Raw genomic sequence first — 26094 nt, 5'->3', positions numbered from 1 at the left:
CATGACCGACCCCCGCCCGCTCGCCTATCGTCACACCCCCGGATCGGGTCCGACGATCCTGTTCCTGCCCGGCTATGCGTCCGACATGACCGGGACCAAGGCGCTGGCGATCGAAGCCTGGGCAAAGGCACGGGGGCAGGCGTTTCTCCGCTTCGACTATGCCGGCTGCGGCGAAAGCCCCGGCGTGTTCGAAGAACAGACGCTGGCCGGCTGGGTCGATGACGCACTGGCGATGATCGATCAGGCCATTGAAGGGCCGGTGGTGCTGGTGGGGTCGTCGATGGGCGGCTGGATTGCGCTGCTCGCCGCTCGGGCGCGGCCGGAGCGGATCGTCGGCATGGTCGGGATCGCGCCCGCGCCCGACTTCACCGACTGGGGCTTTTCGCAGGCCGAGAAGATGGCGATGCTGACGCAGGGACGGATCGAGCGCCCATCGCCCTATGCCGATACGCCGACGGTGTTCACCCGCGCCTTCTGGGCGTCGGGCGAGGCTAACCGGTTGATGCACGGCGAGGTGCCGATCGACGTGGCCGTCAGGCTGGTACAGGGACAGCGCGATGCCGATGTGCCGTGGGAACGCACCGTCCATCTGGCGTCGCGGCTTCGTTCAGCCGATGTGCAGACTGTCCTCGTCAAGGATGGCGACCATCGCCTGTCGCGCGACGGCGATATCGCGCTGATCCTGCGCGCCATCGAGGATGTGTTGCCCTGATGCTATCGTCGCTGCTGTTCCTTGCCCTGCAAGCCGCCGCCGGGCCGCAACTCCCCGCCGGGGCGACGCCCGAAGCCCGGTACGACCAGTGCGTCGATGCCGCCACGACGACGCCCGACGTGGCTGAGCGGATCGCAGGACAGTGGCGACTGGCCGGGGGCGGGTTCCTCGCGCGGCAATGCCTCGGCATGAGCTATGCGACGCGGCAAAAGTGGAGCGCGGCGGCCGAAGCGTTCGAACAGGCGGCGCGCGAGGCAGAAGTGGCGAAGGACGCCCGTGCAGCCAATTACTGGGCGCAGGCGGGCAATGCGCGGCTGGCCGATGGCGATACGGCCGCGGCGGGCACGGCGCTGGATGCGGCGCTGGCCAGCGGCACGCTGAGCGGGCTGGCACGGGGCGAGGCACAGCTGGACCGTGCGCGGGTGCGGGTCGCGGCGGGCGATCTGGCCGGGGCGCGGGGCGATATCGATCGTGCGCTCAAGGATGCGCCGGCCGATCCGCTGGCATGGCTGCTCTCGGCGACGCTCGCGCGACGGACCAGCGATCTGCCCCGCGCCCGGACCGATATCGCCGAAGCGGTGCGGCGGTCGGCTGATGATCCGTCGGTACAGCTGGAGGCGGGCAATATCGCCGGGCTGTCGGGGGATATCAAGGCGGCACGCGCGGCGTTCGAGTCAGTGCAGCGGCTCGCCCCCGACAGTCCGCAGGCCAAGGCGGCATCGGCGGCGCTCGACACCCTGCCGCCGGCCTGAGCCCGGTTGCGGCGATAAGGCGGCGACCCGATATGCCGGGCAGACCGAAAGGAAGCCGCCGATGACCCGCTATCTCCACACCATGATCCGGGTGAGTGACCCGGACGCCACCATCGCCTTTTTCGAGGTGCTCGGCCTGAAAGAGGTTCGGCGCATGGACAATGACCGGGGCCGCTTCACGCTGATCTTCCTCGCCGCGCCGGGGCAGGAGGGGGTGGCCGAGGTCGAGCTGACCCATAATTGGGACCCCGAACCCTATGGCGGCGGGCGCAATTTCGGCCATCTGGCGTTCCGCGTCGACGATATCTACGCGACCTGCCAGCGGCTGATGGATGCCGGGGTGACGATCAACCGGCCGCCGCGCGACGGACATATGGCGTTCGTGAAGACACCCGACGGCATCTCGATCGAGCTGTTGCAGGACGGATCGCTGCCCGCCGCCGAGCCATGGGTGTCGATGCCGAATGTGGGGACGTGGTGATGGAGGTCGTCCGCGTTCCGGTCCTGTCCGATAACTATGCGTGGCTGCTGCATGACGAGGCGAGCGGCGAGACGGTCGCGATCGATCCGGGCGAGGGGCAGCCGCTGCTCGACGCGGCGGTGACACGCGGCTGGACGATCACCGCGATCTGGAACACCCACTGGCATCCCGACCATGTCGGCGGCAATGCGGCGATCAAGGCGGCGACCGGCGCGGAGGTGACCGGACCGGAGGCGGAGCGGGCGAAGATCGCCGATCTCGACCACGGTGTCGGTGAAGGTGCGATGCTGTCGATCGGTGACGCGCAGGCGACCGTGTGGTCGGTCCCGGGTCATACTGCGGGACATATCGCGTTCCACTTTGCCGAGGACGCGCTGCTGTTCACCGGCGACACGCTGTTCGCGATGGGCTGCGGGCGGTTGTTCGAAGGAACGGCGGCCGAGATGTTCGCCAATATGCAGCGTTATGCGGTGCTGCCGCCCGAGACGCGGGTCTATTGCGGGCACGAATATACGCTGTCGAACGGGCGTTACGCGCTGGTCGCCGAGCCGGACAACGCGGCGATCGTCGAGCGGATGGCGGCGGTCGAGGCGATGCGCGCCAAGGGCGAGGCGACGGTGCCGACCACGATCGGCGCGGAACTGGCGACCAATCCGTTCCTGCGCAGTGCGTCGGTCGAGGAACTGGCACGGCACCGCGCGGCGAAGGATGCGTTCTAACCGTAGAGGAGAGGCGCGATGAAGCGAATGGCATGGACGGCGGCGCTGCTCGTGGGAGCGTGCGCGACACCGCAGCAACAGGCGGCGATGCAGGAGAAGGGCGACCGGTTGCTCGCCAAGACGCTGGAAGGGCGGGTCGCGGGCAAGCCCGAAAACTGCCTGCCGACCGGATTCACGGACGGGCCGCAGATCGTCGGCGACTCGTTGATCTATCGTCAGAGCGGCAAGCGGCTGTGGCGGACGCAGGTGCGCGATCGCTGCCCGTTCCTGCGCGACGACCAGATCGTGGTGTCGATCCTGTATGGAACCAATGTATGCCGCAACGACCGCTTCCGACTGGTCGATCGCGGCGTGCCGATCGCGTCGGGAGACTGCACGTTCGGCGACTTCGTGCCGTATGACAAGGTGGGGTGAGGTCGATTGCCCCACTTCTTCCGTTCGTACTGAGTAGCCGCTGAGCGAAATCGAAGCGGCGTATCGAAGGACCGCCAAGGGTGCTTCGATACGGGCTTTCGACAGGCTCGATCCCTACGCAGCACGAACGGACAGAATCACAGGACGTACCGGCTCAGATCCGTGTTCCGAGCGATGGTCGCCAACTGCTTGTCGACATAGGCGGCGTCGATCGTCACCGCCTCTCCGGCGCGGTCCTCGGCATCGAAGCTGACCTCTTCGAGCAGCTTTTCCATGACCGTCTGCAGGCGGCGTGCGCCGATGTTCTCGACCTCGGCATTCACCTCCGCCGCGATGCGGGCGATGGCGGCCAACCCTTCGTCGGTAAAGGTTACCTCGACCGATTCGGTGCCAAGCAGCGCGCGATACTGGGCGGGGAGCGATGCCTTGGTGTCCGACAGGATCGCGATGAAATCGGCTTCGGTCAGCCCCTTCAACTCGACCCGGATCGGCAGGCGGCCCTGTAGTTCGGGCAGCAGGTCGCTGGGCTTGGCGACATGGAACGCGCCGCTGGCGATGAAGAGGACATGGTCGGTCTTCATCGGGCCGTATTTGGTGGCGACGGTCGTCCCCTCGATCAGCGGCAGCAGGTCGCGCTGTACGCCTTCGCGGCTGACCGAGCCGCCGCGCACGTCACTGACCGCGATCTTGTCGATCTCGTCAAGGAAGACGATGCCGTTCGCCTCGGCATCGGCAAGGGCGGCGCGGCTGACCTCGTCCTGGTCGAGGCGCTTGTCGGCCTCTTCTTCGACCAGCTTGTCCCAGGCGGCGCGCACGGTCAGCTTGCGGCGCTTCTGCTGGCCGCCGCCGAACGCCTTGCCCATCATCTCGGACAGGTTGATCATCTGCGGCGCAGCACCGGGGATTTCGAACGGCATCTGCGGCGCGGCGTCGAGTTCGATCTCGACCTCCTTGTCGTCGAGATGGCCGTCGTTGAAGCGCTGGCGGAACGCTTCGCGGGTGGCTTCGCTGGCGCCCTTGCCGGTCAGCGCGTCGAGCAGGCGCGCCATCGCCGCTTCCTCGGCCTTGTCCTTCACCGCGACGCGGCGGCGTTCGCGCTCCAGCCGGATCGCTTCCTCGACCAGGTCGCGAGCGATCTGTTCGACGTCGCGGCCGACATAGCCGACCTCGGTGAACTTGGTCGCCTCGACCTTCACGAACGGTGCGTCGGCGAGCTTGGCCAGACGGCGGCTGATCTCGGTCTTGCCGCAGCCGGTGGGGCCGATCATCAGGATGTTCTTGGGGCTGACCTCGTCGCGCAGGTCCGGCGAGAGCTGCTGGCGGCGCCAGCGGTTGCGCAAGGCGACCGCGACGGCGCGCTTGGCATCCTGCTGGCCGATGATGTGCGCGTCGAGGGCGGCGACGATCGCCTTGGGAGTCAGATTGTCTTGCATGGAATGTCCGTCAGTTCGCGCTGTCGAGTGCTTCGAGGGTGACGCGATCGTTGGTGTAGACGCACAGGTCGGCGGCGATGGCGAGCGCCTTGCGCGCGACCTTCTCCGCGTCGCCTTCATAGTCGGAAAGGGCGCGGGCGGCGGCGAGGGCGAAATTGCCGCCAGAGCCGATCGCGGCGATGCCGGCTTCGGGTTCGAGCACGTCGCCATTGCCGGTGACGACCAGGGTCACGTCCTTGTCCGCGACGATCAGCATCGCCTCCAGATTGCGGAGGAACTTGTCAGTGCGCCAGTCTTTGGCCAGTTCGACCGCGGCGCGCAGCAGCTGGCCCTGATGGCGTTCCAGCTTCGCTTCCAGCCGTTCGAACAGGGTGAAAGCGTCGGCCGTGGCACCGGCGAAGCCCGCGATGACCTTGCCGTCGCCCAGCGGGCGGACTTTCCGCGCATTGGGTTTCATGACCGTCTGTCCGGCCGAAACCTGCCCATCCCCCGCGATCACCACGCGACCGCCGCGACGCACGGATACAATCGTGGTGCCGTGCCACACCGTCTCTTTGCTCATGGGCGCGGATATGGGGAGGGGCGGGGCGGGTGCAAGTTCCTCCCCATTCATGGGGGAGGGGGACCAGCCGCAGGCTGGTGGAGGGGGATCGCCGCATACGGAACCGCCGCGTTGCGCGGCCCGCCCCCTCCACCATCGCCTTCGGCGACGGTCCCCCTCCCCGTACCGGGGAGGATCTTTAGCGTTCTACACCCTTGGCTTTGCCCCATGCTCTTGCCGCCGTGTAGCCGAGATAGCCGGTGCCGAAGAGCGCGTACAATTCCTCGGGGATGCCGCGCAGATAGGCGGTCATCCCCCGCGCGATGCCGGCGGCCATGTCGGGCTGGACCGCCGAGATCAGCCCCATCGGGATCGCCCAGAGCAGCAGCGCATACATCACGTAGAGAAAGCCGGGCCTTGCGCGCGAGGTCCAGGGGTCGGTCGACTGCGCCTCCGCCACGATCGCCGAGAGTTGCGCCTTAACCCGGTCGAGATCGGCGGTGCTTTCGAGTTTCAGCAGTTCGAGCTTGGCGGCGTCGCGCGCCTTGGGATCGGGGATGAGCTTGTCGAGCAGCGCCGCGATCGGCGCGATCAGGGTGTTGAGCATCGTCGTTCCTGTCGTCGGAAGTTGACAAAGGTTACACGGATCAACCTGCGCGATGGGCCAGCCAGCCGTAGAGAAAGGCTTCGTTGGCGGGGCGCAGTTCGGCGAGGCGGAGATAGCGTTCGCCCTGCAAGGCATTGACCGCACGGACCAAGACCGCCTCCGCCGCCGGGCCGCGCGTGGCGAGCAGGGCATCGAGGGCCTGCAACGTTTTCGCGGCGATGTTGCCATCGACCACGATATCGGCCCAGTCGCGTTGTTCGCGGTTCAGGGCGTTGAGGACGCGTTGCAGAAAGGTCGCGGCGACCGCCGGTCCCATGTTGACGCCGGTGTCGAACAGTTCGGCGGCAAGCGCGGGCGCGCGCAGCGCGACGCGGTCGAAGGCCGGCACCTGCCAGTAGCGGCGGCGGTAGAGGGTCGCCGCAAAGCTGCGCGGCAGTTCGCGGATCGGACCGTCATAGCCTTCGGCGCGGGCCACCGCCTGGGTGATGCCGAAACGTGTCGGACCACCGCGATCGGCGGGGTGGTCGACATAGCCGCCTTCGCGGTCGATGACGTCTTCGATAAGGTCGGTTGCGTCCATGGAGTCCTCCTGTTGGGAGGCGGAACGTAACCAGAACGGTTCGTTGTAGGAAAGTGAGCGGATGGGTGAAAACAGGATGACAACAGGGGCTGCCGTTCGTCCTGAGTAGGGGCTGAGCCTGTCGAAGACCCGTATCGAAGCACCTTCCTCAGACGGTTCTTCGATACGCCATTTCGACAAGCTCAATGGCTACTCAGTACGAACGGGCTATGCTTTGGCTATCGTTACCTAGCTGAACAGTGCGTCGGCGCGGTGGCTGGTGGCAACTTCGGCGGGGGTCGGATGGCGCAGCACCGTGATCGCATCGGCATCGGGCGACCAGCGTATCAGTCCCATGTCGGCGAACTGGCCCAGCCAATAGTCCATGCACCACCGCCCCCAGCGCTCGCGAAAGCGGGTCGCGTTGCGCAGGATCGCGTCGAATTGATGCAACGGCGGGACGTGGACGGCATGATGCTGATGCCACGCGACCGCACCGCCGACCCATGCCATCGGCACCCCTGCCGCCGCCAACGCCCAGGCAAAGTCGGTCTCCTCGCCGCCATAGCCGACATAGCCGGTGTCCATGCCGCCCGCCGCATCCCACGCGCTGCGCGGGAGGGCGAAGGACAGGCCCCATAGCTCGCCATGGCTTGGCACCGGGCGGACTTCGTCGTCGGCCAAGGCCGGCTTGGCCGGGTGGCGGACGGCCCTGTCCGGATCGACCGGGCCGGGCGGCAGATAGCGGACCTCGCCCAGATAGCAGGCGGGGCGTTCGTCGAGCACCGTGGCATAGCGCACGACCAGCGTGGGCGAGGGGATGCAGTCGACGTCGAGGAAGATCAGCCGGTCGCCCCGCGCCGCCGCCGCCGCTTCGTTGCGCGCCAGCGCCAGCGGCATCGGGTCGCCAGGAACGAACACCTCGTGCACCGGCACGCCCGGATCGGGCAGGCCGGCGGGGGCGGCGTCCTGCATATAGGCAATCACAAGTTCGTCGGGTGCGCGCGTCTGTGCGGCCAGCCCCGACAACAGATTGGCGAGATGCGCGGTCCGCCCGCGCACCAGCGTACAGACCGAGATCACGCCGACAGGCGCTGCTGCACCGGCTGCGGCTGCGCCCGGAAATGCGCAACCCCCTCCATGATGCCGAACGCATAGCCGCGCCGCGCGACATAGCTGTGGGCGAGGTCAGGACGCTGGGCGAGGCCGTCCGAATAATTGCCGACGATGATCGCATGGGCGCAGGCGCGCAGCATCTCGACATCGTTGCCGCTGTCACCCGCGACGATCACCTGATCGCGGCGCATCCCCGCGCGTTGCCGGACATAGTCGACCGCCGTCCCCTTCGATGCGGCGAGCGGGAGAATATCGAGATAGCGGCCATGGCTGTGGATCACCGACGCGGCGAAACCGGCATCGGCGAGCAGGTCGCGGATCCGCTGGGCGATGTCGGGTTCGCCGGCGGTGAAATAGCTCAGCTTGTGGCTGCGTTGTTCGAGGGGGCTTTGCGGACGCAGATCGCCCTGCGTGGCGAGCAGCGCGGCGATCGCCTGCCGATCCCAGCCGGCATCGATCGTCGCGGTCCATGCGTCGTCGCGGACATAGATGCCGCCATGGACGCGATGGTAGATTTCCGAGCCGACCGAGGTGATCATGACCGCGGGCGGGGCGACCTGGTTCTGGGCAAGGATCGCGAGCGCGCTGTGCAGGCTGCGCCCGGTGGCGATGCCGAACATCATGTCGTGCTGGTCGCCATGCCACAGGTTGAACGCCTGCGCCGCTTCGCTTTCCCCCAGCAGCGTGTTGTCGATGTCGGAGATCAGCAGCAGACGCGGAGCTTCGGCGACAGGGGCGGGTGGGGCGATCACCGCCTGCGCCAGTTCGGCATAACGCGCGACATGGCCGTCCCAGTCATAGAGTTCGGCGGCGGTCGCCCCCGCCTGCGAATAACGGTCCCACAGCGCATCGTCGGACAGGATGGTCAGCATCGCCCGGCCGATCGCCAGCGGATCGCGCGGATCGACAAGGATGCCGTTGCCGCAGCCCTCGATAATGTCGTTCGGCCCGCCGCTGTCGGTCGCGACCAGCGGCAGTCCCGATGCCGCCGCCTCCAGCAGCGTCAGGCCGAAGGGTTCGTTGAGTGCCGGATTGACGAAGATGCCGCGCCGCGCCCGGGCATGGGCATAGAGGGCGGGGACCTCGTGCGGGGCATGGGTCTTGGGAATCGCGACCGATCCGTACAGGTCGTAACGGTCGATCAGCGCGAACAGTTCGGCCATGTTGCCGGCCAGTTCGGGTTCGAGGCTGCGCGGATCGTCGCGCGTGCCGGCGACGATCACCAGATTGGCGGCGGTCTGCAGCGCCGGGCAGCGGCCATAGGCATGGACCAGGGCGGCAAGGTTCTTCTTGCTGACGGGCCGTGCCAGCGCGAGGATCACCGGCTTGGACGGATCGGCAAGGAAGCGATCGATCCGCGCATCGACCATCACATCGCTGCAGGTACCCGCGAACATCGCCAGATCGCTGCCCGGCGGGATGATGCGGATGCGGCCGGGATCGTAGCTGGAATAGCCGGCATATTGCACCTCCGCCTCGTCGCGCGACGAGGCGATGATCGCATCGGCACCGGCGATGGCGCGGTCCTCGATATCGATACGGCGCTCCAGCCCCTGCGTCTCGGCGCAGTCGGTGCCGAAGGCGATGCGCTTGACCCGACCCAGCGAATGGGCGGTGAAGAGATAGGGGATGCCCAGCCGCGCCTTGACCGCCGCCGCCACCGCGCCGGCATCGGCATAATGGGCGTGGATCAGGTCGGGGCGCCGGTCGAGCCCCTCGATATGCATGACGAGCGCGTCGATCAGGCTGTCCTGTTCCTGCCACAGCGCTTCCTTGGCCAGATAGGCGTCGCTGGCGGAGCGCAGCCGAACCAGCCGGGTGGTGTCGTCGATCGTTTCCACCTCGCGCCAGTAACCGTCGCCAAGCGGGCCGCCGCGAAAGGCGCGGGTGACGATCTCGGTCCGGGTGATGGCGTCGTTCCGGCCGGTGGCGGCGACCAGATCGAGCAGATAGCGGATATGGCCGCCGGTGTCGGCGGTAACGCCATATTCAACCTCGCGCGCACGAAGACAGCCCTGTAGCGCGAGGTGCAATATGAACATTACGGAACTTTCCCGTTGAAAATTGCGGACTTGTGCCCGCCCCGACAGGAACCGTTCGGCTCCCGCTTGGTTCCGGTGGGCGATGGTATCCCCGCTTCGGATCGCGCAGATCGCCCCCGTCATCTACCCCACGCCCCCCGGAAAGACCGGCGGGACCGAGCGCGTGGTATCCGACCTGACCGACGCGTTGATGGCGATGGGCCACGACGTCACGCTGATCGCACCGAGCGACAGCGTGACCACTGCGCGCCATTTGTCGGCGCATCCCAGCCTGCGCGCGTTGCAGGCCTATCACGGACCGGTCGCGCCCGGCGTGCCCGCCGCGCTGGAGGCGGCGCAGCTCGGGTTGCTGGCCGAGCATCTGCACGAGTTCGACATCGTCCATTGCCATGGCGAATTCGCCCATGCCGCAGTGCTGGGCGACCGGATCGGACGGAGCGTGACGACGGTGCATTGGCGGCTGGACGAACTCGACCGCAAGCTCTTCTTCCACAGCTTTCCCGAACTCCCCGTCGCGGCCATCTCGGCGGCGCAGGCGCGCGACCTGCCCCGCGCCAATCGCGCGGGGGTGGTGCATCACGGCATCCCGGTCGACCGGTTCGAACCCGGCGCGGGCGGAGAGGGAGTAGCCTTTATCGGGCGGATGACCGACCAGAAGCGGCCCGACGTCGCGATCCGCGTCGCGCGCGCGGCGGGGCGGCCGATCCGGCTGGCGGGCGGCATCGATGTCGGCAATCCGCGCTATTTCGACGAACAGGTCGCGCCGCTGCTGGGTGCGGATGCCGAACATGTCGGCGAGGTCGACGATCGCGGCAAACAGGCGCTGCTGGGCGGGGCGGCGGCACTGATCTTCCCGATCGACTGGCCCGAACCCTTCGGGCTGGTGATGATCGAGGCGATGGCGTGCGGCACGCCGGTGATCGCATGGGATCGCGGCAGCGTGCGCGAAGTGGTCGAGCATGGCGTCACCGGCTTCGTGGTAAAGACCGAGGAAGCGGCGGTCGAGGCGCTGGCGCAGATCGACACAGTCGACCGGGCGAAGGTGCGGGAACGGTTCGAAGCGCGCTTCACGGCGACGCGCATGGCGGAGGATTATGTGACGCTGTACCGCGAACGGATCGCGCTGGCGCAAGGCGCGATGGCATGAGGATCGGCTTGGTCAGCTGGGCCTATCCGCCCGAAAAAAGCGGCCTGTCGCGTGCGGCACGCGAGATCGCGCAGGCGCTGGCCGAGGCGGGGCATGACGTGCGCGTCGTGACGATGGACCGCGCGGACCGCAGCATGGACGGCGCGGTCGAGGTGGTCGGGGCGCAGGCCGATGGCTGGCTTGCCAAATTGCGCCGCTGGCCGGCGATCGGGCATTTGTGCGGTCCGGCGATGGTCGCGCGGGTCGTGCAGCGACTGCATGCCGAACGGCCGTTCGACGTGATCGAGGCAACTAACTGGTATGCGCCGGGGCTGTGGGTGGCGCTGACCGGGCCGGCACCGCTGGTCACGCGCAATTCGACGCCGGTCGCAACGAGTGCGGCCAAGCCACGGTCGTTACGCGACAGGATCGATCGCTGGGCGGCGGTGTCGCTGGAGGCACTGTCGGCACGCCGGTCGGCGGGGCTGATTTCCAATACCGAAGCGCATGGCGCGAAGGTCGCGGCGCTCTACGGTACGCAGCCGCCGGGGGCGGGCCATGCGGTGATCGGCCTCAGCCTGCCGCCGGCGATCGGTGATGCCGGACGGGCGGCGCCCTATCCGCCGGGCAATGCCGTGCTGCGGATGCTGTTCGTCGGACGCAACGAGCCGCGCAAGGGCACCGACGCGCTGATCGGCGCGCTGCCGGCACTGGCAGCGGAGGCGGATGCCGGGACGCTGCCCGATTTCCGGCTGACGATGATCGGGCTGCACCGCCAGGAACTCGACCGGCTGCCGCCCGCCGCGCTCAAGCGGATCGACAGCTATCACCGGGTCGATGACGACACGCTGCACGCCGCGCTGGCGGCGGCGGATATCGTCGTCGCGCCGTCGCGCTACGAGAGTTTCGGGTTGGTCTATCAGGAGGCGATGACCTTTGGCCGGCCGATCGCGGCGTGTGGCGAGGATCCGAGCGCCCAATTGTTCGTCGGCGGCAGCGGCGCGGGATTGCTGGCACAGGATTGCACGGCGGTGGCGCTCGGTGCGATCCTGCGGCGGATGCTGCGCGATGGCGAGTTGCGGCAGGCGTTGTCGGCGGCGGCGCGGGTTGCGGCGGGGCGCTTCACCCGCGCCGGCCTCGCGGCGGAAACGCTAGCGGCCTATGTCGCGGCGGTTAACGGGCGGAGCAGCGCGGCTTCGTCGCTCGGCCGGCCGGCGTCGGTCGACATGGCTTCGTAGGCCACCGAGCGTTCGACGACGCGCGATCGGCTGAGTTGATGGTCGATCGAGCCGGCGAGGGCCAGCGAGGTGCGCTCGAACGGCACGACCGGGCGTTCGTGGACGCGGCCGGCGAAGCGGATGCCGGCGTGGTTCAACCGGTACTGGATATCGGGCCACAGCGCCGACTGCACGCCATCGACCCAGTTGCGGCGCGGCAGGCCGAGCGATTGTAGCCCGTCGCGATCCGCCGCATGAGTCAGCCAGCCGAGCGACCCCAGCAACGCCGCGTCGGGCCGTTCGTCGGTATCGAGTTGCAGCACCCAGCCGGCGGCCAGCGCCTGCACCCGGTTGCGCTGCGCCGCGAAGTCTCCGTTCAGCGGATGGGCGATGATCTGCGCCCAAGGCGTCCGTTCGGCCAGGGCCGCCGCGTCGGCGGACGTACCGTCGAGCAGGACGATGGCGTGGGGAAAGGCGGGGCGGAGGTCGGCGAGCATCGTGGCGATGGTGTCCGCCTCGCCGGCGCGGGCGATCATGCCGAGCGTGACGCTGTGCGGTCGCGGGGTGGCGGGCCGGCCATCGACCAGTCCCAGTGCCCATGCCGCGTTGCGCCGGGCATGGGGGGCAAACGCGAAGCCGCGTGCGGGCGATCGTCCCTGCAAATGGTCACCGATTGCGTTGCGTAATCGCTCGGCGTCGAAACGAAGGTCGACGACTGCCAGCCCGCAATGGGTGCATTCGGGCAGCGCGCGGTCGTGCCAGTTGGCGTTGCCGCAGATCGGGCAGCGCGGTGCCGTGCCTTGACTCATCTTAATCGCCCCCTTGCGTTGCCGCGACGGGGAACGCACGACGCGGCCTGACGGTTCGTCGGGACGACAGACGGGAAACGGACATGGACACGATCATCGTCGCGGGGGCGACCGGCGATTTGGGCGGGCGGATCGCGAAGGCGGCAGTCGCGCGCGGCGCGAAGGTGCGTGCGCTGGTCCGGCCGGGCACCGCCCCCGACCGGATTGCCAAACTCGAAGCGATCGGGGCCGATCCTTATCCGGTCGATTTCGGCGACGCGCAGGCGCTGGCCCATGCCTGTCGCGCCGTGGTGTGCGTGGTGTCGGCGCTGAACGGCTTGGGTGACACGATCCTCGATGCGCAGACGCGGCTGCTCGACGCGGCGCTTGGCGGCGGGGCGGCGCGGTTCATCCCGTCCGATTTCTCGATCGACTATCGCGCGCTGCCGACCGGCACCAACCGCAATTTCGACTTGCGCCGCGCCTTCCGCACCCGGATCGACACTGCGCCGATCATGGCGACGTCGATCTTCAACGGCGCGTTCGCCGATATGCTGAACGGGCAGATGCCGTTGACCCAGCGGCGGGTGCGGCGTGTGCTGTACTGGGGTGATGCGGACGTGAAGTTCGCGCTGACGACCAAGGACGATGTCGCCGCCTACACCGCCGCCGCCGCGCTCGATCCGGCCGCGCCGCGCGACCTGCATATCGCGGGGGCCGAGGTCAGCGCGCGCGATCTGGCGGCATTGATGGGCGAGGTGACGGGCAGGCCCTATGGACTGCTACGCGCCGGGTCGCTCGGGTCGCTGGCGCGGATGATCGCCGTGACGCGCCGGCTGTTTCCCGCGCGGGATCAGGTGTTTCCGGCGTGGCAGGGTATGCAGTATCTGCACAATATGTTCGATGGGCGGGCGCCCAGCGCGCCCGTGGACAATGGGCGCTATGATGTGGCGTGGACCCCGTTGCGAGAGGTGGTGGCGCAGTGATGCGGTCGTATCCTCGCGGAGGCAAGGCCTGCGAAAGTCGCCCGATCACTTAAGAAATCCCGTACCCCGGCGAAGGCCGGGGTCCAGTTGGGAAGGCTTTTCCCGACCTTACCGACGTCCCCCAACTGGGCCCCGGCCTTCGCCGGGGTACAAGAATAGCGTTTCGCTACGGTCTCGCCGATGCGGGGATATTGTCAGGGTGCGCGATCGAACCGGTGAAGCGGCAGCACCATGCCTGCCACCACGAACCAGCACCGATCGACCTTCGCTGCCACCGCTTGATTCAACCGCCCCGCCGCATCGCGAAATCGCCGGCCGAGCGGATGGTCGGGCACGATGCCCATGCCGACCTCGTTGCCGACCAGCAGCACCGGGTGCCGCGCCCGGCCGATCGCGGCGAGCAGGTCGGCGGTATGGCGGTCGATATCATGGTCACCCAGCATCAGGTTCGACAGCCATAGCGTCAGGCAATCGACCAGCACCGGCCCCGTCGCCGCATCGATCGCAGCCGCCAGATCGACCGGGCATTCGACCGTGTGCCAACAGGAGCCGCGATCGGCGCGGTGGCGGGCGATGCGGTCGGTCATCTCCTCGTCCCAGGCCTCTGCCGTGGCGAGATAGGTCCATGGCCCTGCCAGCGCCTCGCACGCCTGTTGCGCCAGCCGGCTCTTGCCCGAGCGTGCGCCGCCCACGAACAGGGTTGTCGTCGCCATCTTGTCCTGTGCCCCGATGCGCTCTAAGGGCGCGGATGCGACAGGTTCCCAGAAATGGGATGAAAAGGGAACCCGGAAGCGCGTCGTGAACGCGTCATCCGGGGCTGCCCCCGCAACTGTGACCGGCGAGCCTTGCTCCCCCGCATGCCACTGGACATCCGTCCGGGAAGGCCGGGCAAGGCGACGACCCGGGAGCCAGGAGACCTGCCCGTCGCGGTTGTCCTTCGCGCGGACGGGGTGTGCCGGGTGATCGAGGGTTTCCTCGCGTGACGACGTCGTTTGGGGGTCGTGCGCGCGGAGAACAGCCTGTTCCGGCGCCCGCGCCGCGCGTCCCCTTGTTTGATGCCAAGGGGGATTACCCGAATGAAGACCCGTTTCCTGTTGCTGCCCTGCCTGTTGGCGGCAGCCCCGAGCTTTGCGCAGAGCGCGCAGTCGTCCGCCGGCCTCGAACGCGTGGCGCAGGGCGATGACGACATCATCGTCACCGCCAATCGCGAGGCGCGGCCGGTCGATACCGTCGGGCAGGCGGTGACCGTGCTCGACCTCGCCACCATCGAACAGCGGCAGGCGGTGGTCGTATCCGACCTGCTGCGCCAGACGCCGGGCGTTACCGTTACCCGCAATGGCGGCATCGGCACGACGACCAGCGTCAACATCCGCGGCGCCGACAGCGACCAGACCGTGGCGCTGATCGATGGCGTCAAGCTGAACGATCCGTCGTCGCCGGGTGGCGGGTTCAATTTCGGCAACCTGCTGGTCGGCAATATCGCCCGCATCGAAGTGCTGCGTGGGCCGCAGTCGGTGCTGTGGGGCAGTCAGGCGATCGGCGGCGTCGTCAACCTCATCACCCGCCAGCCGACCGAGGACCTGTCGATCAACGTGCGCGGCGAGGGCGGTTCGTTCGGCACCGGACAGGGGTTCGCCAACATCTCGGGCAAGGCCGGACCGGTTTCGGCCAGCATCGGCGGCGGTTTCCTGACCACCGACGGCATTTCGGCCTATGCGCCGGGACGTGAGGCGGACGGTTATCGCAATTATGGCGCGAACGGCAGCGTATCGGTGGCGCTGGCCGACAGCGTATCGGTCGACGTGCGCGGCTTTTATTCGAACGGGCGGACCGATATCGACGGGTTTCCGGCGCCGACCTTCAGCTTCGGCGATACCCGCGAAGTTGGCGATGCGGAGCAGTGGACCGGCTATACCGGGCTGAACGCCGCGCTGTTCGACGGGCGGTTCCGCAACCGCATCGGCTATGCCCATACGTCGAGTAACCGGACCAACACCGATCCCGACGGCATTCCGACCGAGACGTTCCGGGGCAAGGGGCGCAACGATCGCTTCGACTATCAAGGGTCGTTCGACGTGACCGAGGCGGTGTTCGCGACCTTCGGCATCGAGCGCGAAGTGTCGCGCTTCACCTCGTCCAGCTATGGCGGCACACCGACCACCGGTCGCGCGCGGCTGTTCGGGGTCTATGGCCAGCTGGCGGTGACGCCGATCGCGAATCTGACGCTGACCGGCGGGGTGCGGCACGACGATCATAATGTCTTCGGTGGTGCGACGGTGTTCGCGGGCAGCGGCGTATGGTCGCCGAACCGGGGCAACACGCTGTTGCGCGCCAGCTATTCCGAAGGGTTCAAGGCACCGACCCTGTATCAGTTGCAGAGCGAATACGGGAATGCGCTGCTGACCCCCGAACGTTCGCAGGGCTGGGACGCGGGCATTACCCAGCGCGGGCTGAACGATGCGGTCGAGGCGAGCGCGACGTGGTTCGACCGCACGTCGAAGGATCTGATCGCGTTCATCTCCTGCCCCCCGGCCGGTACCGGCATCTGTGCCGGACGGCCGTTCGGCACCTATGACAATATCGCCCGTGCCGAGGCGAGGGGGCTGGAATTCGCGCTGAAGCTGCGTCCGGTCGATGCGTTCACCGTCGCCGCCGCCTATACGTGGCTCGATGCCGAGAACCGCTCGGCGGGTACGGCCAATTTCGGGCGCAAGCTGGCTCGGCGTCCTGCCGACAGCCTGACGGTCAATGCCGATTATCGCTGGGGCTTCGGGCTGGGCGTAGGCGCGACCGTCACCATGATCGGCGATAGTTTCGACAATGCGTCGAATACGCGGCGGCTGGACGGCTATGTCCTGACCGATCTGCGCGCGTCGTTCCCGGTCACCGAACGGATCGAAGTCTATGGCCGCGTCGAAAATCTTTTCGACGAACGCTATCAGACGATCTTCCAATATGGGACGCCGGGGCGCGCCGCCTTTGGTGGCGTCAGGCTCAGCTACTGATGACCGACCTCGCCGAATTCTGGGCGCATGGCGGGCGGGTGACCGCCGCCGCGCGCGTGTTCGGCGGGGAGGACTGGATCGACCTTTCCACCGGCATCGCGCCATGGGCGTATCCGCATGGCGCGATCGATCCCGGTCATGACCGCCTGCCCGAACCGGGCGAACTGGCAGCACTGGAAGCGGCGGCGGCGCAGGCGTTCGGAGTCGCCGATCCGGCGCGGGTGGTGGCGGTGCCGGGAACCGACCTGGCGCTGCGGCTGCTGGCGGTGATCCTGAATGCCGAGCGGCCGGCGGTGGTGTGGCCGGGCTATGCCGGTCATGTCGCCGCATGGCCCGATGCGCGCGCCGTCGCGGCGCTCGCCGATCCGGGCGATGCCGACCTACTGGTGCTGGCCAGTCCCGCCAATCCCAATGGCTTTGTCACGCCGCCCGAGCATCTGCTGGCGCTGACGCGGCAGCGGATCGTGGTGGTCGACGAAGCCTATGCCGATCCCGCACCCGGTCTGGGTGCGCAGGCGTCCGACCGGCTAATCGTGCTGCGATCCTTCGGCAAATTCCATGGCCTGCCCGGATTGCGGCTGGGCTTCGTGATCGCTGGCGGCGGGGTGACGGTGGCGCTGCGCCAGTTGCTCGGCGACTGGCCGGTGTCGAGCGCGGCGGTTCGGATCGGGACAGTGGCCTATGCCGATCGCGGCTTTGCCACGGGTCAGGCGGGGCGGATCGAAACGGCGGGGATGTTGCTCGATCAGGCGCTGGCGGGGTGGCCGGTGGTCGGCCATGCGCCGCTGTTCCGCCTGATCGAGACCGGCGACGCACATGCGCTGTTCCGTCACCTGTGCAACCGTGCCATCCTGACCCGGCCGTTCGCCGACCGGCGCGACCGGTTGCGCATCGGCCTGCCGCCCGACGGCGCGGCGCTTTCCCGTCTTACCACCGCCCTATCGGAGCATGACCGATGACCGAGACCCCCGACGACTATGCGAAGCACAATGCGCGGATGCAGCGCATGGCGGTGGCACGCGAGAAGATGCAGGCGCGCCGCACGCTCGAACGCGGGCTGCTGATCGTCCATACCGGCAATGGCAAGGGAAAGTCGTCGAGCGCGTTCGGCATGGCGATCCGCAGCATCGGCTGGGGAATGAAGGTCGCGATCCTGCAATACGTCAAGGGCAAGTGGGAGACGGGCGAGCGCAACTTCTTCGACGCGCATCCCGACCTCGCCAGCTTCGAGGTGATGGGCGAGGGGTTTACCTGGGATACGCAGGACCGGGCCAAGGATATCGCCGCCGCGCGCGCCGCATGGGAACGGTCGAAGGAAATGATCCTCGATCCCGCGATCGACTTCGTGATTCTGGACGAACTCAACATCGTGTTGCGTGACGACACGCTGCCGATCGCCGAGATCGTCGCGTTCCTGAAGGAGCGTCCGCTGACCAAGCATATCTGCATCACCGGCCGCAACGCGAAGCCCGAATTGCTGGAGATCGCCGACCTGATCACCGAATTCGGCGAGGTGAAGCATCCCTATCATGCCGGGTTCAAGGCGCAGAAGGGCGTCGAATATTGATCCGTCGCTTCGCCCTGTTGCTGGTGGCGCCAGTACTGGTGTCGGCCGCGCCACGTGCGCCCCGCATCGTGTCGATCAACCCGTGCGTCGATGCAGTGCTGGCCCGCGTCGCCGATCCGGCGCAGATTATCGGCATCAGCCATTATTCGCAGGATGCGCGCGCGACCTCGGTGCCGCTGGCGTGGTCGAACCGGTTCAAGGCGACGTCGGGCACGGCGGAGGAAGTGGTGGCGCTGCGTCCCGATATCGTTCTGGCCGGTCCGCATGTCGAACCGGCGACGATCGCCGCGCTGAAGCGGCTGAAGATCAAGCTGGTGCAATATCCGGTCGCGGAATCGGTGCCGGAAAGCATCGCGCAGGTTCGCGAGATCGCCGCCGCCACCGGCCATGCCGCGCGCGGCGAGGCACTGGCGGCGCGCATCGCGGTGGCGGCGGCACCATCGTCGGCGCGACCGATCAGCGCGCTGGTGTGGCAGGGGAACGGGCTGGTGCCGGGTAGCGGCACGCTGACAGATGATCTGCTCCGGCGCGCGGGGTTTCGCAACATGAGCGCGAAATATGGCCTGAAGCAATGGGACGTCCTCCCCCTCGAATATCTGGTCGCCGATCCGCCGCGCGTGCTGTTGTCGACGGCGCCGGCTGGGGTGCAGGACGATCGCATGACCGGTCATCCGGCGGTGCGGCGGCTGGCGAAGCATATCATCGTTGCTCCCTATCCGACGCGGTTAATGAATTGCGGCGGCCCGACGATCGTCGCGGCGATGGCGCGGTTGCGGCAGGTGCGTGCGCAGGTGGCGTCGTGAAGCGGTTGACATTCGGCCTGATCGTCCTGCTGCTGCTCGCCGCCGCGCTGTCGGTCGCGGCGGGGAAGGTGTGGGTGCCGTTCGACGCGTGGACCGCCGACGATCCGCGATCGATCATCATCGTCGAACTGCGCCTGCCGCGCACCGTGCTGGCGCTGCTGGTGGGAAGCGCGCTCGGCCTGTCGGGCGCGGTGATGCAGGGCTATCTGCGCAATCCGCTGGCCGATCCGGGGCTGTTCGGCGTGTCGTCGGGCGCGGCGTTCGGCGCGGTGATCGCGCTGTATTTCGGCTATGCCGCACAGATGTGGCTGTTGCCCGGCTTCGCGCTGGTCGGGGCGGGGGTAACGATGGCGCTGCTGGCATTGATCGCCGGTCGCTCCGGCAGCCTGATCCTGTTCACGCTCGGCGGCATGATCCTGACCAGCATAACCGGCTCGCTGACGGCGCTTGCCATCAGCCTTGCCCCGACGCCGTTCGTGTCGTCGCAGATCGTGACGTGGCTGATGGGCGCGCTGACCGATCGTAGCTGGGACGATGTGACGGTCGCCGCACCGCTGATCGTCACTGGAATGGCGTTGCTGGCGATGACCGCGTGGTCGCTCGACGCGTTGACGCTGGGCGAGGCGGCGGCGCGGTCGATGGGGGTCGATCCGGCCCGGCTGCAACGGCTGGTGATCGCGGGCATCGCGCTGACCGTGGGCGCGTCGGTGGCGTCGGCGGGGATCATCGGGTTCGTCGGGTTGATCGTGCCGCACATGGTTCGGCCCTTTGCCGGCAACCGGCCCTCGGCGATCCTGCTGCCCTCCGCGCTGGCCGGCGCGGTGCTGCTAACCCTTGCCGACAGCCTCGTGCGCCTCGCCCCGACCGTCAGCGAATTGCGGCTGGGCATCGCCATGTCGATGCTGGGCGGGCCGTTCTTCCTCTATCTCCTGATCGCGATGCGGCGGAGGCTGGCATGACCGATCTGGTGGCGGATGCGATCGGCCTGACGCTGGGCGGCAAGCGCGTGCTGGACGATGTGTCCTTCGCGTTTCGACCCGGGCGGGTGACCGCGCTGCTGGGGGCGAATGGCGCGGGCAAGTCGAGCCTGCTCGCCTGTCTCGCGGCGCTGCGACGGCCGGACAGGGGCGCGGTACGGTTGGGCGACACCGATGTACAGTCGATCGACCGGCGCGCACGGGCACGGGCGATCGGGTTGTTGCCGCAAGCTGCCGATGTGCATTGGGATATCGATGTTCAAACGCTGGTCGGGCTGGGGCGGTTCGCGCATCGCGGGCGATGGGGCGAGACGCAGGCCGATCGCGATGCGGTCGCGGCGGCGCTGGCCGCGACCGATATGACCGCGCTGGCCGACCGCGGCGTCGAGCGGCTGTCGGGGGGCGAGCGGGGCCGGGCGCTGCTGGCGCGGGTGCTGGCCGGCGAGCCAGACTGGCTGCTGGCCGACGAACCGCTCGCCAGCCTCGACCCCGCCCACCAGCTGGACGTGCTGGCGCGGTTGCGCGGGGTGGCGGCGGGCGGGCGCGGCGTGGTGCTGGTGCTGCACGACCTGCATCTGGCGGCGCGGGTCGCGGACGACGCGGTGCTGCTGAAGGACGGGCGGATCGTGGCGAGCGGTGAGGCGGATGCGGTGCTGACCGCGCCGGCCATTGCCGAAGCCTATGGCATCGAGGTCGAGATCGGCCGGACGCCGCAGGGCCATCGCTATATCCTGCCGGTCGCGCGGTGATCGCACTCGCCGCGTTGATCGTCGAGGCGGCGGTCGGTTACCCGCGCCGCTGGTGGCATCCGGTGATGGGCGTCGGCGCGCTGATCGAGGGGGTCGAGCGGCGCTGGAACCGGCGGCGTCGGTTGGAGGGGGTGGCGCTGGTGCTGCTGCTGGTCGCGCTGTCGGTCGTGCTCGGCCTCGCGATCGAGCGGCTGGGGACGATCGTCACCGTGGCGGTGGCGACGACCGGCCTCGCGCAGCGCAGCCTGCACGATCATGTCGCGGCGGTCGCGCGGCCATTGGCGGCGGGCGATCTGGGCACGGCACGACAGGCGGTGGCGATGATCGTCGGGCGCGATACCGACCGGCTGGACGAGGCGGGGGTGGTGACGGCGGCGATCGAAAGCCTGGCGGAGAGTTTCTGCGACGGGGTGGTCGCGCCCGCGCTGGGGCTGTTGCTGTTCGGGTTACCTGGATTGTTCGCGGTGAAGGCGATCAACACTGCGGACTCGATGGTCGGGCATCGCACGCCGGAGCTATCGGCGTTCGGCTGGGCGGCGGCGCGGGCCGATGATGTCGTCAATTTCGTACCGGCGCGGATCGCGGGCGTGCTGATCGCGCTGGCTGGACGCGGCGGCTGGCAGACGATGCGTCGCGATGCGCCCGCCCATGCCTCGCCCAATGGCGGCTGGCCGGAGGCGGCGATGGCTGGGGCGCTGGAGCGGCGGCTGGGCGGCGCGGTGAGCTATGATGGCGAGCCGGCGCACCGCGCGGTCCTCGGCGACGGGCCGTTGCCCTATGCCGGCGATCTGCTGCGCGCGCTTCGCATCTACCGGACGGCCTGTCTGTTGCTGTGGATGTTGGTCGGGATCGTCCCATGGCTGGGGTGATGATTCAGGGCACCGGATCGGACGTCGGCAAGTCGGTGCTGGTCGCCGGGCTGTGCCGCCTGCTGACCAACCGGGGCCTGCGGGTGCGTCCGTTCAAGGCGCAGAATATGTCGAACAACGCCGCCGTCTGTGCCGATGGCGGCGAGATCGGCCGCGCGCAGGCGTTGCAGGCGATGGCGTGCCGTGTGCCGCCGACGACGGACATGAACCCGGTGCTGCTGAAACCGCAGAGCGACCGCACGTCGCAACTGGTCGTCGGCGGGCGGGTCGCCGGCACGATGGCGGCGGGCGATTACCGGCGGCGGCGCGAGGAATTGCTCGGCCAGGTCGTCGCCGCCTATCGCCGGCTGTCGGCGGAGGCCGATATCGTCGTGGTCGAGGGTGCGGGATCGCCCGCCGAAATCAACCTGCGCGCGGGCGACATCGCCAATATGGGATTTGCGCGGGCGGCGGGGGTGCCGGTGGTTTTGGCGGGCGATATCGATCGCGGCGGGGTGATCGCGGCGCTGGTCGGCACTCAGGCGGTGATCGACCCGGCCGATGCGGCGATGATCCGCGGCTTTCTGGTCAACAAATTCCGGGGCGACCCGGCGCTGTTCGACGACGGTCGCGCCGAGATCGTGGCGCGGACCGGCTGGCGCGATATCGGGCTGGTGCCGTGGCTGCCCGACGCTGCCCGCCTGCCCGCCGAGGATGCGGTGGCGCTGGGGCGGGGCGGCGAGCGCGGCGAGGGGCCGCTGATCGCGGTGCCGATGTTGTCGCGCATCGCCAATTTCGACGATTTCGACGCGCTGGCGCACGATCCGGCGGTCCGGCTGCGGATGATTCCACCGGGCCAGCCGCTACCGGGCGATGCCGCGCTGGTGATCCTGCCCGGGACCAAGGCGACGATCGCCGACCTCGCCTTCCTGCGCGAACAGGGTTGGGATATCGACCTTGCCGCACATGTCCGGCGCGGGGGACAGGTGATCGGCATTTGCGGCGGCTATCAGATGCTGGGGACCGGCATCGCCGACCCGGACGGGATCGAGGGGCCGGCGGAGCAGGTCACCGGCCTCGGCCTGCTGCCGGTCGAGACGGTGATTGCCGGCACCAAGACGACGCGCCCGGCGGCCGGCATGCTGGCCGATGATGCGGCGTTTTCGGGCTATGAGATCCATGCCGGCGTCACGACCGTCGCGCCGGGTACGCCGCCCTTTCTACAATTCGCCGATGGCACGCCCGACGGAGCGGTCGCACGCGATGGGCAGATTGCCGGCTGCTACGTCCATGGCCTGTTCGACGCCGCTACCGCGCGCGAGAGTCTGTTGCGACGGATCGGTGCGCAGGGCGATCCGCTCGACCGGCGCGAGGCGATCGATGCCGCGCTCGACGGGGTGGCGGCTGCGTTGGAAGCGGCGCTCGATATCGACGCATTGCTGGACATTGCCGGGGAGGCACCATGATCGACGACGTTCGCGCGCATCTGGATGCGCTGGCCAAGCCGCGCGGGGCGATGGGGCGGCTGGAGACGCTGGCGACCGAGTTGGCGCTGACGCAGCGGCGGATCGATGCGCGGACGTCCCCCCGCCGCGTCGTGTTGTTCGCCGGAGACCATGGCTGTGTCGGCGAAGGCGTGTCGGCATGGCCGTCCGAGGTGACGGCGATGATGGTCGCTACCATCCTGTCGGGCCGGGCGACCAGCAACGCGCTGGCGGCGGCGGCTGATTGTCCGTTGCGGATGGTCGATGTCGGGATGATCGGCGGGCGGGTTGAGGGGCCGGGCTTCTTTCGCGACGCGCGGGTGGCCGACGGCACCGAACCGCTGGGGGCTGGGCCGGCGATGACCGTGGCGCAGTTCGATGCGGCATGGGCAGTCGGGGCCGACGAAGCCGCGCGGGCGATCGATGACGGCGCGGCGCTGCTGATCGCGGGCGAGATGGGGATCGGCAACACCACCCCCGCCGCCTGCCTGACGACGCTGCTGACCGGAATCGACCCGCAATCGGCGGTCGGGCGCGGGGCGGGGGCGGACGATGCGGTGCTGGCCGCCAAGCGCGGCGTGGTGACCGCTGCGACGGCGCGCGCGCAGGCGATGGCCGATCCGCGCGAAGCGATCGCGTCGGTCGCCGGCAATGAGATCGCGGCGATGGCGGGCTTTTATGCGACCGGCGCGGCGCGCGGCGTGACGTTGTTGCTCGACGGCTATGTCAGCACTGCCGCAGCGCTGATCGCCGAACGGCTTGCCCCCGGCAGCGCGCGGGCGATGATCGCCGGGCATCGCTCGGCCGAACCGGGCCATGGTGCGGCGCTCGCCGCGCTGGGGCTGACGCCGGTGCTGGAATGGGAGATGCGGCTGGGTGAGGGTAGTGGTGCGCTGACCGCGTTGCCGTTGCTTGATGCGGCGGCGGCGCTGCTCAACGACGTGGTGCGGCTCGATCAGATCGGGGCGGATCGTGCCGATTGAGGTGCCGCGCTGGGCCGCGCCGTTGCTGGCGGTCCAGTTCCTGACGCGGCTGCCGATGCCGATCCTGAACCGGCTCACGGCCGAACAGGCGGCGGCGGGACTGGCGCGGGCGATGGCGTGGCTGCCGCCGGTCGGCACGTTGATCGGCGGAGTGACGGCGGGCGTGTTCGTCGCCGCCGGCTGGTTCTGGCCGCCGCTCGTCGCTGCTACCTTGGCGCTGATCGTCGAGGCGCTGCTGACCGGCGCGTTTCACGAGGATGCCGTCGCCGATTTCTGCGACGCGTTCGGGGGGACGGCCAGCGGCGAACGCGCGCTGACGATCATGAAGGACAGCCGCATCGGCAGCTATGGCGCGTTGGGGCTGGGGCTGACGGTCGTACTGCGCATCGCCGCGATCGTTGCACTGCCAGCGCCGGTCGCGGCGGCGGCGATCATCGGTGCGGCGACGGCGGGGCGGCTGTGCGCGGTGACGCTGGCGGCGATCGTCGCGCCGGTGGGGAGCGGCGCGGGGATGGCGGTGCGCGCCGGACGGATGCCGCCGGCGCGGCTGGTGTTGGCGGTGGTGCTGGCGCTGCCCGGTCTCGCGCCGATCCTGTGGCTGCGGCCGGATGCGACGGGTGCGGCGTTTGTGGCGATGCTTCTGTTGCTGCTATGGTTGCGGCGGTTTCTGCTCGCGCGGATCGGCGGGAGTACCGGCGACTGTCTCGGCTTCGCGGCGGCGATGGGGCAGCTGGCGCTGTTGCTGGCGGTCGCCGCGCGGTGAAGGTGCTGCTGCTGCGCCATCCGCCGGTCGCGACGGCGTGGAAGGGGCGCTGCTATGGCCGATCCGATATGGGATTGAGCCGGGCGGGTCAGGCTCTGGCGGCGCGGATCGCCGCCGATCTGGCCGCCACGCCGATCGACGCGATCGTCCATTCGGGTGCGATCCGAACCCGGCGGCTTGCCGAGCATGTCGCGTGGGGCTGCGACGTGCCGGTCGCCACCGATTCCCGCTGGCTCGAACGCGATTTCGGCGCATGGGAGGGCCGGTCGTGGGACGCGATTTGGCGTGAGACGGGGTCGGAAATGGACCGGATGATGACCGAGCCGACCTATCGCCCCGGCGGCGGGGAAAGCGGCCGCGACCTTGCCGAGCGGGTGCTGGCGGCTTGGCACGCGCTGCCCGAGCGTCGGTGCGTATTGGTCGTCGCGCACGGCGGGCCGATCGCGACGCTGCGTGCGCTGTTGGCCGGGCAGCCGGTGACGCGCGCGGTCGACTTCATTCCCGCCTGTGGCGAACTGGTCGTGGTTCAGCGCCGCCAGTAGCGGACATAATCGACCTGCATCGATTGCGGGAACTTGCTGTCGTCGATGCCCATCTTGCCGCCCCAGCCGCCGCCGACCGCGACGTTCAGGATCAGGTTGAACGGCCGGTCGAACGGCCACGCTGCGCGTCCGCCCGGCTGGTCGTTGGCGACGCGCATATAGCCGCGCCCGTCGACGCCGATGGTGATCGCCTGTGGGGTCCAGTCGAGTTGATAATTGTGCCACTGGCCGCAGACGTCGGCCATCCGGCGCGAACCCCTGCGCTGCGTGCCCTTCGCATGGTTGAACGCGCCGGTATGCAACGTCGCATGGACCAGATCGGGTTCGTAACCGACCAGTTCGAGGATATCGATCTCGCCCTCGTCGGGCCATTTGCCGTCGGGCGGCAGCATCCACAACGCCGGCCAGATGCCGCGCCCGCACGGCAGCTTCGCGCGGATGTCGTAGAAGCCATAGCCCATCGGCTTCGTCGAGACGATCCGGGCGGAGGTATAGTCCTGCCCGCCCGAATCGCTGCCCTTCGGCTTTTCGCGCCGTGCCTCGATCACCAGCGCACCGTCGGCGATGCGGGCGTTGGCGGGGGTGTTGGCGGGCGCGTAATATTGCGCCTCGTTATTGTACCAGCCGTCGCGGTTGCGGCTGGTGTCGAAGCGCCAATGGGCCGGATCGATCCGCTTGCCCGCAAACTCGTCGGCGAAGGTCGGGGCACCGGCAGGCGGGGCGACGGCGACGTCGACCGCGTGGTTGCTAGCGCCCAGCATGGGCGGATCCTGTGCCAGAGCGGCGGTGGCGGTTGCCGCCAACAGGGTCGCCAACATCGTGCGCATCGCTCAACCTCCTGTGATCGCGCCTGTATTCCGACGCTTCGTCGACATCGTAC

At 68.7% G+C, this 26094-nt stretch carries 28 protein-coding genes and 1 riboswitch; of the genes, 19 read left to right on the top strand and 9 right to left on the bottom strand.

What is annotated here, in order from left to right:
- Nucleotide 1 precedes the first annotated feature (1 nt).
- The 5 genes from AAIO73_RS07750 (at nucleotide 2) to AAIO73_RS07730 (ending at nucleotide 3078) form a co-directional block, all read left to right on the top strand.
- Nucleotides 2–712, top strand: a complete 711-nt coding sequence (locus AAIO73_RS07750) for an alpha/beta hydrolase (RefSeq protein WP_345877152.1) — start codon at nucleotides 2–4, stop codon at nucleotides 710–712.
- Nucleotides 712–1464 (top strand): tetratricopeptide repeat protein, encoded by a 753-nt coding sequence (locus AAIO73_RS07745; protein WP_345877151.1) that lies wholly within the window; start codon nucleotides 712–714, stop codon nucleotides 1462–1464. The genes AAIO73_RS07750 and AAIO73_RS07745 overlap by 1 nt, the downstream gene beginning before the upstream one ends.
- A 61-nt stretch (nucleotides 1465–1525) precedes the next feature.
- Nucleotides 1526–1945 (top strand): VOC family protein, encoded by a 420-nt coding sequence (locus AAIO73_RS07740; RefSeq protein WP_345877150.1) that lies wholly within the window; start codon nucleotides 1526–1528, stop codon nucleotides 1943–1945.
- The gene (gene gloB / locus AAIO73_RS07735) at nucleotides 1942–2664 is read left to right on the top strand and encodes a hydroxyacylglutathione hydrolase (RefSeq protein WP_345877359.1); all 723 of its coding nucleotides are present in this window, start codon (nucleotides 1942–1944) and stop codon (nucleotides 2662–2664) included. The genes AAIO73_RS07740 and gloB overlap by 4 nt, the downstream gene beginning before the upstream one ends.
- A gap of 18 nt (nucleotides 2665–2682) precedes the next feature.
- Nucleotides 2683–3078, top strand: coding sequence for a hypothetical protein (locus AAIO73_RS07730; RefSeq protein WP_345877149.1), 396 nt, complete (start codon nucleotides 2683–2685; stop codon nucleotides 3076–3078).
- 137 nt (nucleotides 3079–3215) lie between these two features.
- Here AAIO73_RS07730 and hslU read toward each other — a convergent pair whose 3' ends face one another.
- The 6 genes from hslU to AAIO73_RS07700 form a co-directional block, all read right to left on the bottom strand.
- Entirely contained in the window at nucleotides 3216–4511 is a 1296-nt protein-coding gene (gene hslU, locus AAIO73_RS07725) for an ATP-dependent protease ATPase subunit HslU (RefSeq protein WP_345877148.1), read from the bottom strand.
- 10 nt (nucleotides 4512–4521) lie between these two features.
- Nucleotides 4522–5073, bottom strand: coding sequence for an ATP-dependent protease subunit HslV (gene hslV, locus AAIO73_RS07720; protein WP_345877147.1), 552 nt, complete (start codon nucleotides 5071–5073; stop codon nucleotides 4522–4524).
- Between the two features lie 178 nt (nucleotides 5074–5251).
- Entirely contained in the window at nucleotides 5252–5659 is a 408-nt protein-coding gene (locus tag AAIO73_RS07715; protein WP_345877146.1) for a holin family protein, read from the bottom strand.
- Nucleotides 5660–5699: 40 nt separating this feature from the next.
- Nucleotides 5700–6239, bottom strand: a complete 540-nt coding sequence (locus AAIO73_RS07710; RefSeq protein ID WP_345877145.1) for a glycoside hydrolase family 108 protein — start codon at nucleotides 6237–6239, stop codon at nucleotides 5700–5702.
- Between the two features lie 228 nt (nucleotides 6240–6467).
- Nucleotides 6468–7301: a glycosyltransferase family 2 protein gene (locus tag AAIO73_RS07705; RefSeq protein ID WP_345877144.1), complete on the bottom strand. Its 834-nt coding sequence runs from the start codon at nucleotides 7299–7301 to the stop codon at nucleotides 6468–6470.
- Nucleotides 7298–9376 (bottom strand): HAD-IIB family hydrolase, encoded by a 2079-nt coding sequence (locus tag AAIO73_RS07700; RefSeq protein ID WP_345877143.1) that lies wholly within the window; start codon nucleotides 9374–9376, stop codon nucleotides 7298–7300. Before AAIO73_RS07700 ends, AAIO73_RS07705 begins: the two co-directional genes overlap by 4 nt.
- Before the next feature lie 82 nt (nucleotides 9377–9458).
- Here AAIO73_RS07700 and AAIO73_RS07695 point away from each other — a divergent pair, with 82 nt between their 5' ends.
- Nucleotides 9459–10523 carry a glycosyltransferase family 4 protein gene (locus AAIO73_RS07695; protein WP_345877142.1) on the top strand — a complete coding sequence of 355 codons (1065 nt, stop codon included), beginning with the start codon at nucleotides 9459–9461 and terminating at the stop codon, nucleotides 10521–10523.
- On the top strand, nucleotides 10520–11740 hold the full coding sequence (locus tag AAIO73_RS07690) for a glycosyltransferase family 4 protein (RefSeq protein ID WP_345877141.1): 1221 nt from the start codon (nucleotides 10520–10522) through the stop codon (nucleotides 11738–11740). The genes AAIO73_RS07695 and AAIO73_RS07690 overlap by 4 nt, the downstream gene beginning before the upstream one ends.
- Here the strand turns inward: AAIO73_RS07690 and AAIO73_RS07685 are convergent.
- Nucleotides 11662–12528 (bottom strand): glycosyltransferase family protein, encoded by an 867-nt coding sequence (locus tag AAIO73_RS07685; protein WP_345877140.1) that lies wholly within the window; start codon nucleotides 12526–12528, stop codon nucleotides 11662–11664. The genes AAIO73_RS07690 and AAIO73_RS07685 overlap by 79 nt on opposite strands.
- An 83-nt stretch (nucleotides 12529–12611) precedes the next feature.
- Here AAIO73_RS07685 and AAIO73_RS07680 point away from each other — a divergent pair, with 83 nt between their 5' ends.
- Nucleotides 12612–13493, top strand: a complete 882-nt coding sequence (locus tag AAIO73_RS07680; RefSeq protein WP_345877139.1) for an NmrA family NAD(P)-binding protein — start codon at nucleotides 12612–12614, stop codon at nucleotides 13491–13493.
- Nucleotides 13494–13687: 194 nt separating this feature from the next.
- On the opposite strand, the gene cobU is transcribed toward AAIO73_RS07680, so the two are convergent.
- Nucleotides 13688–14206, bottom strand: coding sequence for a bifunctional adenosylcobinamide kinase/adenosylcobinamide-phosphate guanylyltransferase (cobU, locus tag AAIO73_RS07675; RefSeq protein ID WP_345877138.1), 519 nt, complete (start codon nucleotides 14204–14206; stop codon nucleotides 13688–13690).
- A 25-nt stretch (nucleotides 14207–14231) separates the two neighbouring features.
- Nucleotides 14232–14432, top strand: a riboswitch (cobalamin riboswitch).
- Nucleotides 14433–14569: 137 nt separating this feature from the next.
- Between cobU and AAIO73_RS07670 the strand changes: the two genes are divergently transcribed.
- Genes AAIO73_RS07670 through AAIO73_RS07620 form a run of 11 tightly spaced genes read left to right on the top strand, consistent with a single transcriptional unit; the run spans nucleotide 14570 to nucleotide 25214 of the window.
- Nucleotides 14570–16498, top strand: coding sequence for a TonB-dependent receptor plug domain-containing protein (locus AAIO73_RS07670; protein ID WP_345877137.1), 1929 nt, complete (start codon nucleotides 14570–14572; stop codon nucleotides 16496–16498).
- On the top strand, nucleotides 16498–17457 hold the full coding sequence (locus tag AAIO73_RS07665) for an aminotransferase class I/II-fold pyridoxal phosphate-dependent enzyme (protein ID WP_345877136.1): 960 nt from the start codon (nucleotides 16498–16500) through the stop codon (nucleotides 17455–17457). Before AAIO73_RS07670 ends, AAIO73_RS07665 begins: the two co-directional genes overlap by 1 nt.
- Entirely contained in the window at nucleotides 17454–18065 is a 612-nt protein-coding gene (gene cobO, locus AAIO73_RS07660; protein ID WP_345877135.1) for a cob(I)yrinic acid a,c-diamide adenosyltransferase, read from the top strand. Before AAIO73_RS07665 ends, cobO begins: the two co-directional genes overlap by 4 nt.
- The gene (locus AAIO73_RS07655; protein WP_345877134.1) at nucleotides 18062–18868 is read left to right on the top strand and encodes an ABC transporter substrate-binding protein; all 807 of its coding nucleotides are present in this window, start codon (nucleotides 18062–18064) and stop codon (nucleotides 18866–18868) included. The genes cobO and AAIO73_RS07655 overlap by 4 nt, the downstream gene beginning before the upstream one ends.
- Nucleotides 18865–19827 carry a FecCD family ABC transporter permease gene (locus AAIO73_RS07650; protein ID WP_345877133.1) on the top strand — a complete coding sequence of 321 codons (963 nt, stop codon included), beginning with the start codon at nucleotides 18865–18867 and terminating at the stop codon, nucleotides 19825–19827. The genes AAIO73_RS07655 and AAIO73_RS07650 overlap by 4 nt, the downstream gene beginning before the upstream one ends.
- The gene (locus AAIO73_RS07645) at nucleotides 19824–20594 is read left to right on the top strand and encodes an ABC transporter ATP-binding protein (protein ID WP_345877132.1); all 771 of its coding nucleotides are present in this window, start codon (nucleotides 19824–19826) and stop codon (nucleotides 20592–20594) included. Before AAIO73_RS07650 ends, AAIO73_RS07645 begins: the two co-directional genes overlap by 4 nt.
- A complete protein-coding gene (cbiB, locus tag AAIO73_RS07640; protein ID WP_345877357.1) occupies nucleotides 20594–21463 on the top strand; it encodes an adenosylcobinamide-phosphate synthase CbiB in 870 nt (289 codons plus the stop codon). The genes AAIO73_RS07645 and cbiB overlap by 1 nt, the downstream gene beginning before the upstream one ends.
- Entirely contained in the window at nucleotides 21451–22908 is a 1458-nt protein-coding gene (locus AAIO73_RS07635) for a cobyric acid synthase (RefSeq protein WP_345877131.1), read from the top strand. Before cbiB ends, AAIO73_RS07635 begins: the two co-directional genes overlap by 13 nt.
- Nucleotides 22905–23909: a nicotinate-nucleotide--dimethylbenzimidazole phosphoribosyltransferase gene (cobT, locus tag AAIO73_RS07630; RefSeq protein WP_345877130.1), complete on the top strand. Its 1005-nt coding sequence runs from the start codon at nucleotides 22905–22907 to the stop codon at nucleotides 23907–23909. Before AAIO73_RS07635 ends, cobT begins: the two co-directional genes overlap by 4 nt.
- Nucleotides 23899–24672, top strand: coding sequence for an adenosylcobinamide-GDP ribazoletransferase (locus tag AAIO73_RS07625; protein WP_345877129.1), 774 nt, complete (start codon nucleotides 23899–23901; stop codon nucleotides 24670–24672). The genes cobT and AAIO73_RS07625 overlap by 11 nt, the downstream gene beginning before the upstream one ends.
- Nucleotides 24669–25214, top strand: a complete 546-nt coding sequence (locus AAIO73_RS07620; RefSeq protein WP_345877128.1) for a histidine phosphatase family protein — start codon at nucleotides 24669–24671, stop codon at nucleotides 25212–25214. The genes AAIO73_RS07625 and AAIO73_RS07620 overlap by 4 nt, the downstream gene beginning before the upstream one ends.
- On the opposite strand, the gene AAIO73_RS07615 is transcribed toward AAIO73_RS07620, so the two are convergent.
- Complete coding sequence (locus tag AAIO73_RS07615; protein ID WP_345877126.1) at nucleotides 25199–26041, bottom strand: glycoside hydrolase family 16 protein; 843 nt, start codon at nucleotides 26039–26041, stop codon at nucleotides 25199–25201. The two genes, AAIO73_RS07620 and AAIO73_RS07615, sit on opposite strands and share 16 nt — an antisense overlap.
- Nucleotides 26042–26094 lie beyond the last annotated feature (53 nt).

The organism is Sphingomonas epibiotica (assembly GCF_039615155.1).
In the GTDB taxonomy this organism is placed as follows: Bacteria; Pseudomonadota; Alphaproteobacteria; order Sphingomonadales; family Sphingomonadaceae; genus Sphingomonas.
This window is presented reverse-complemented; position numbering and strand designations above follow the sequence as displayed.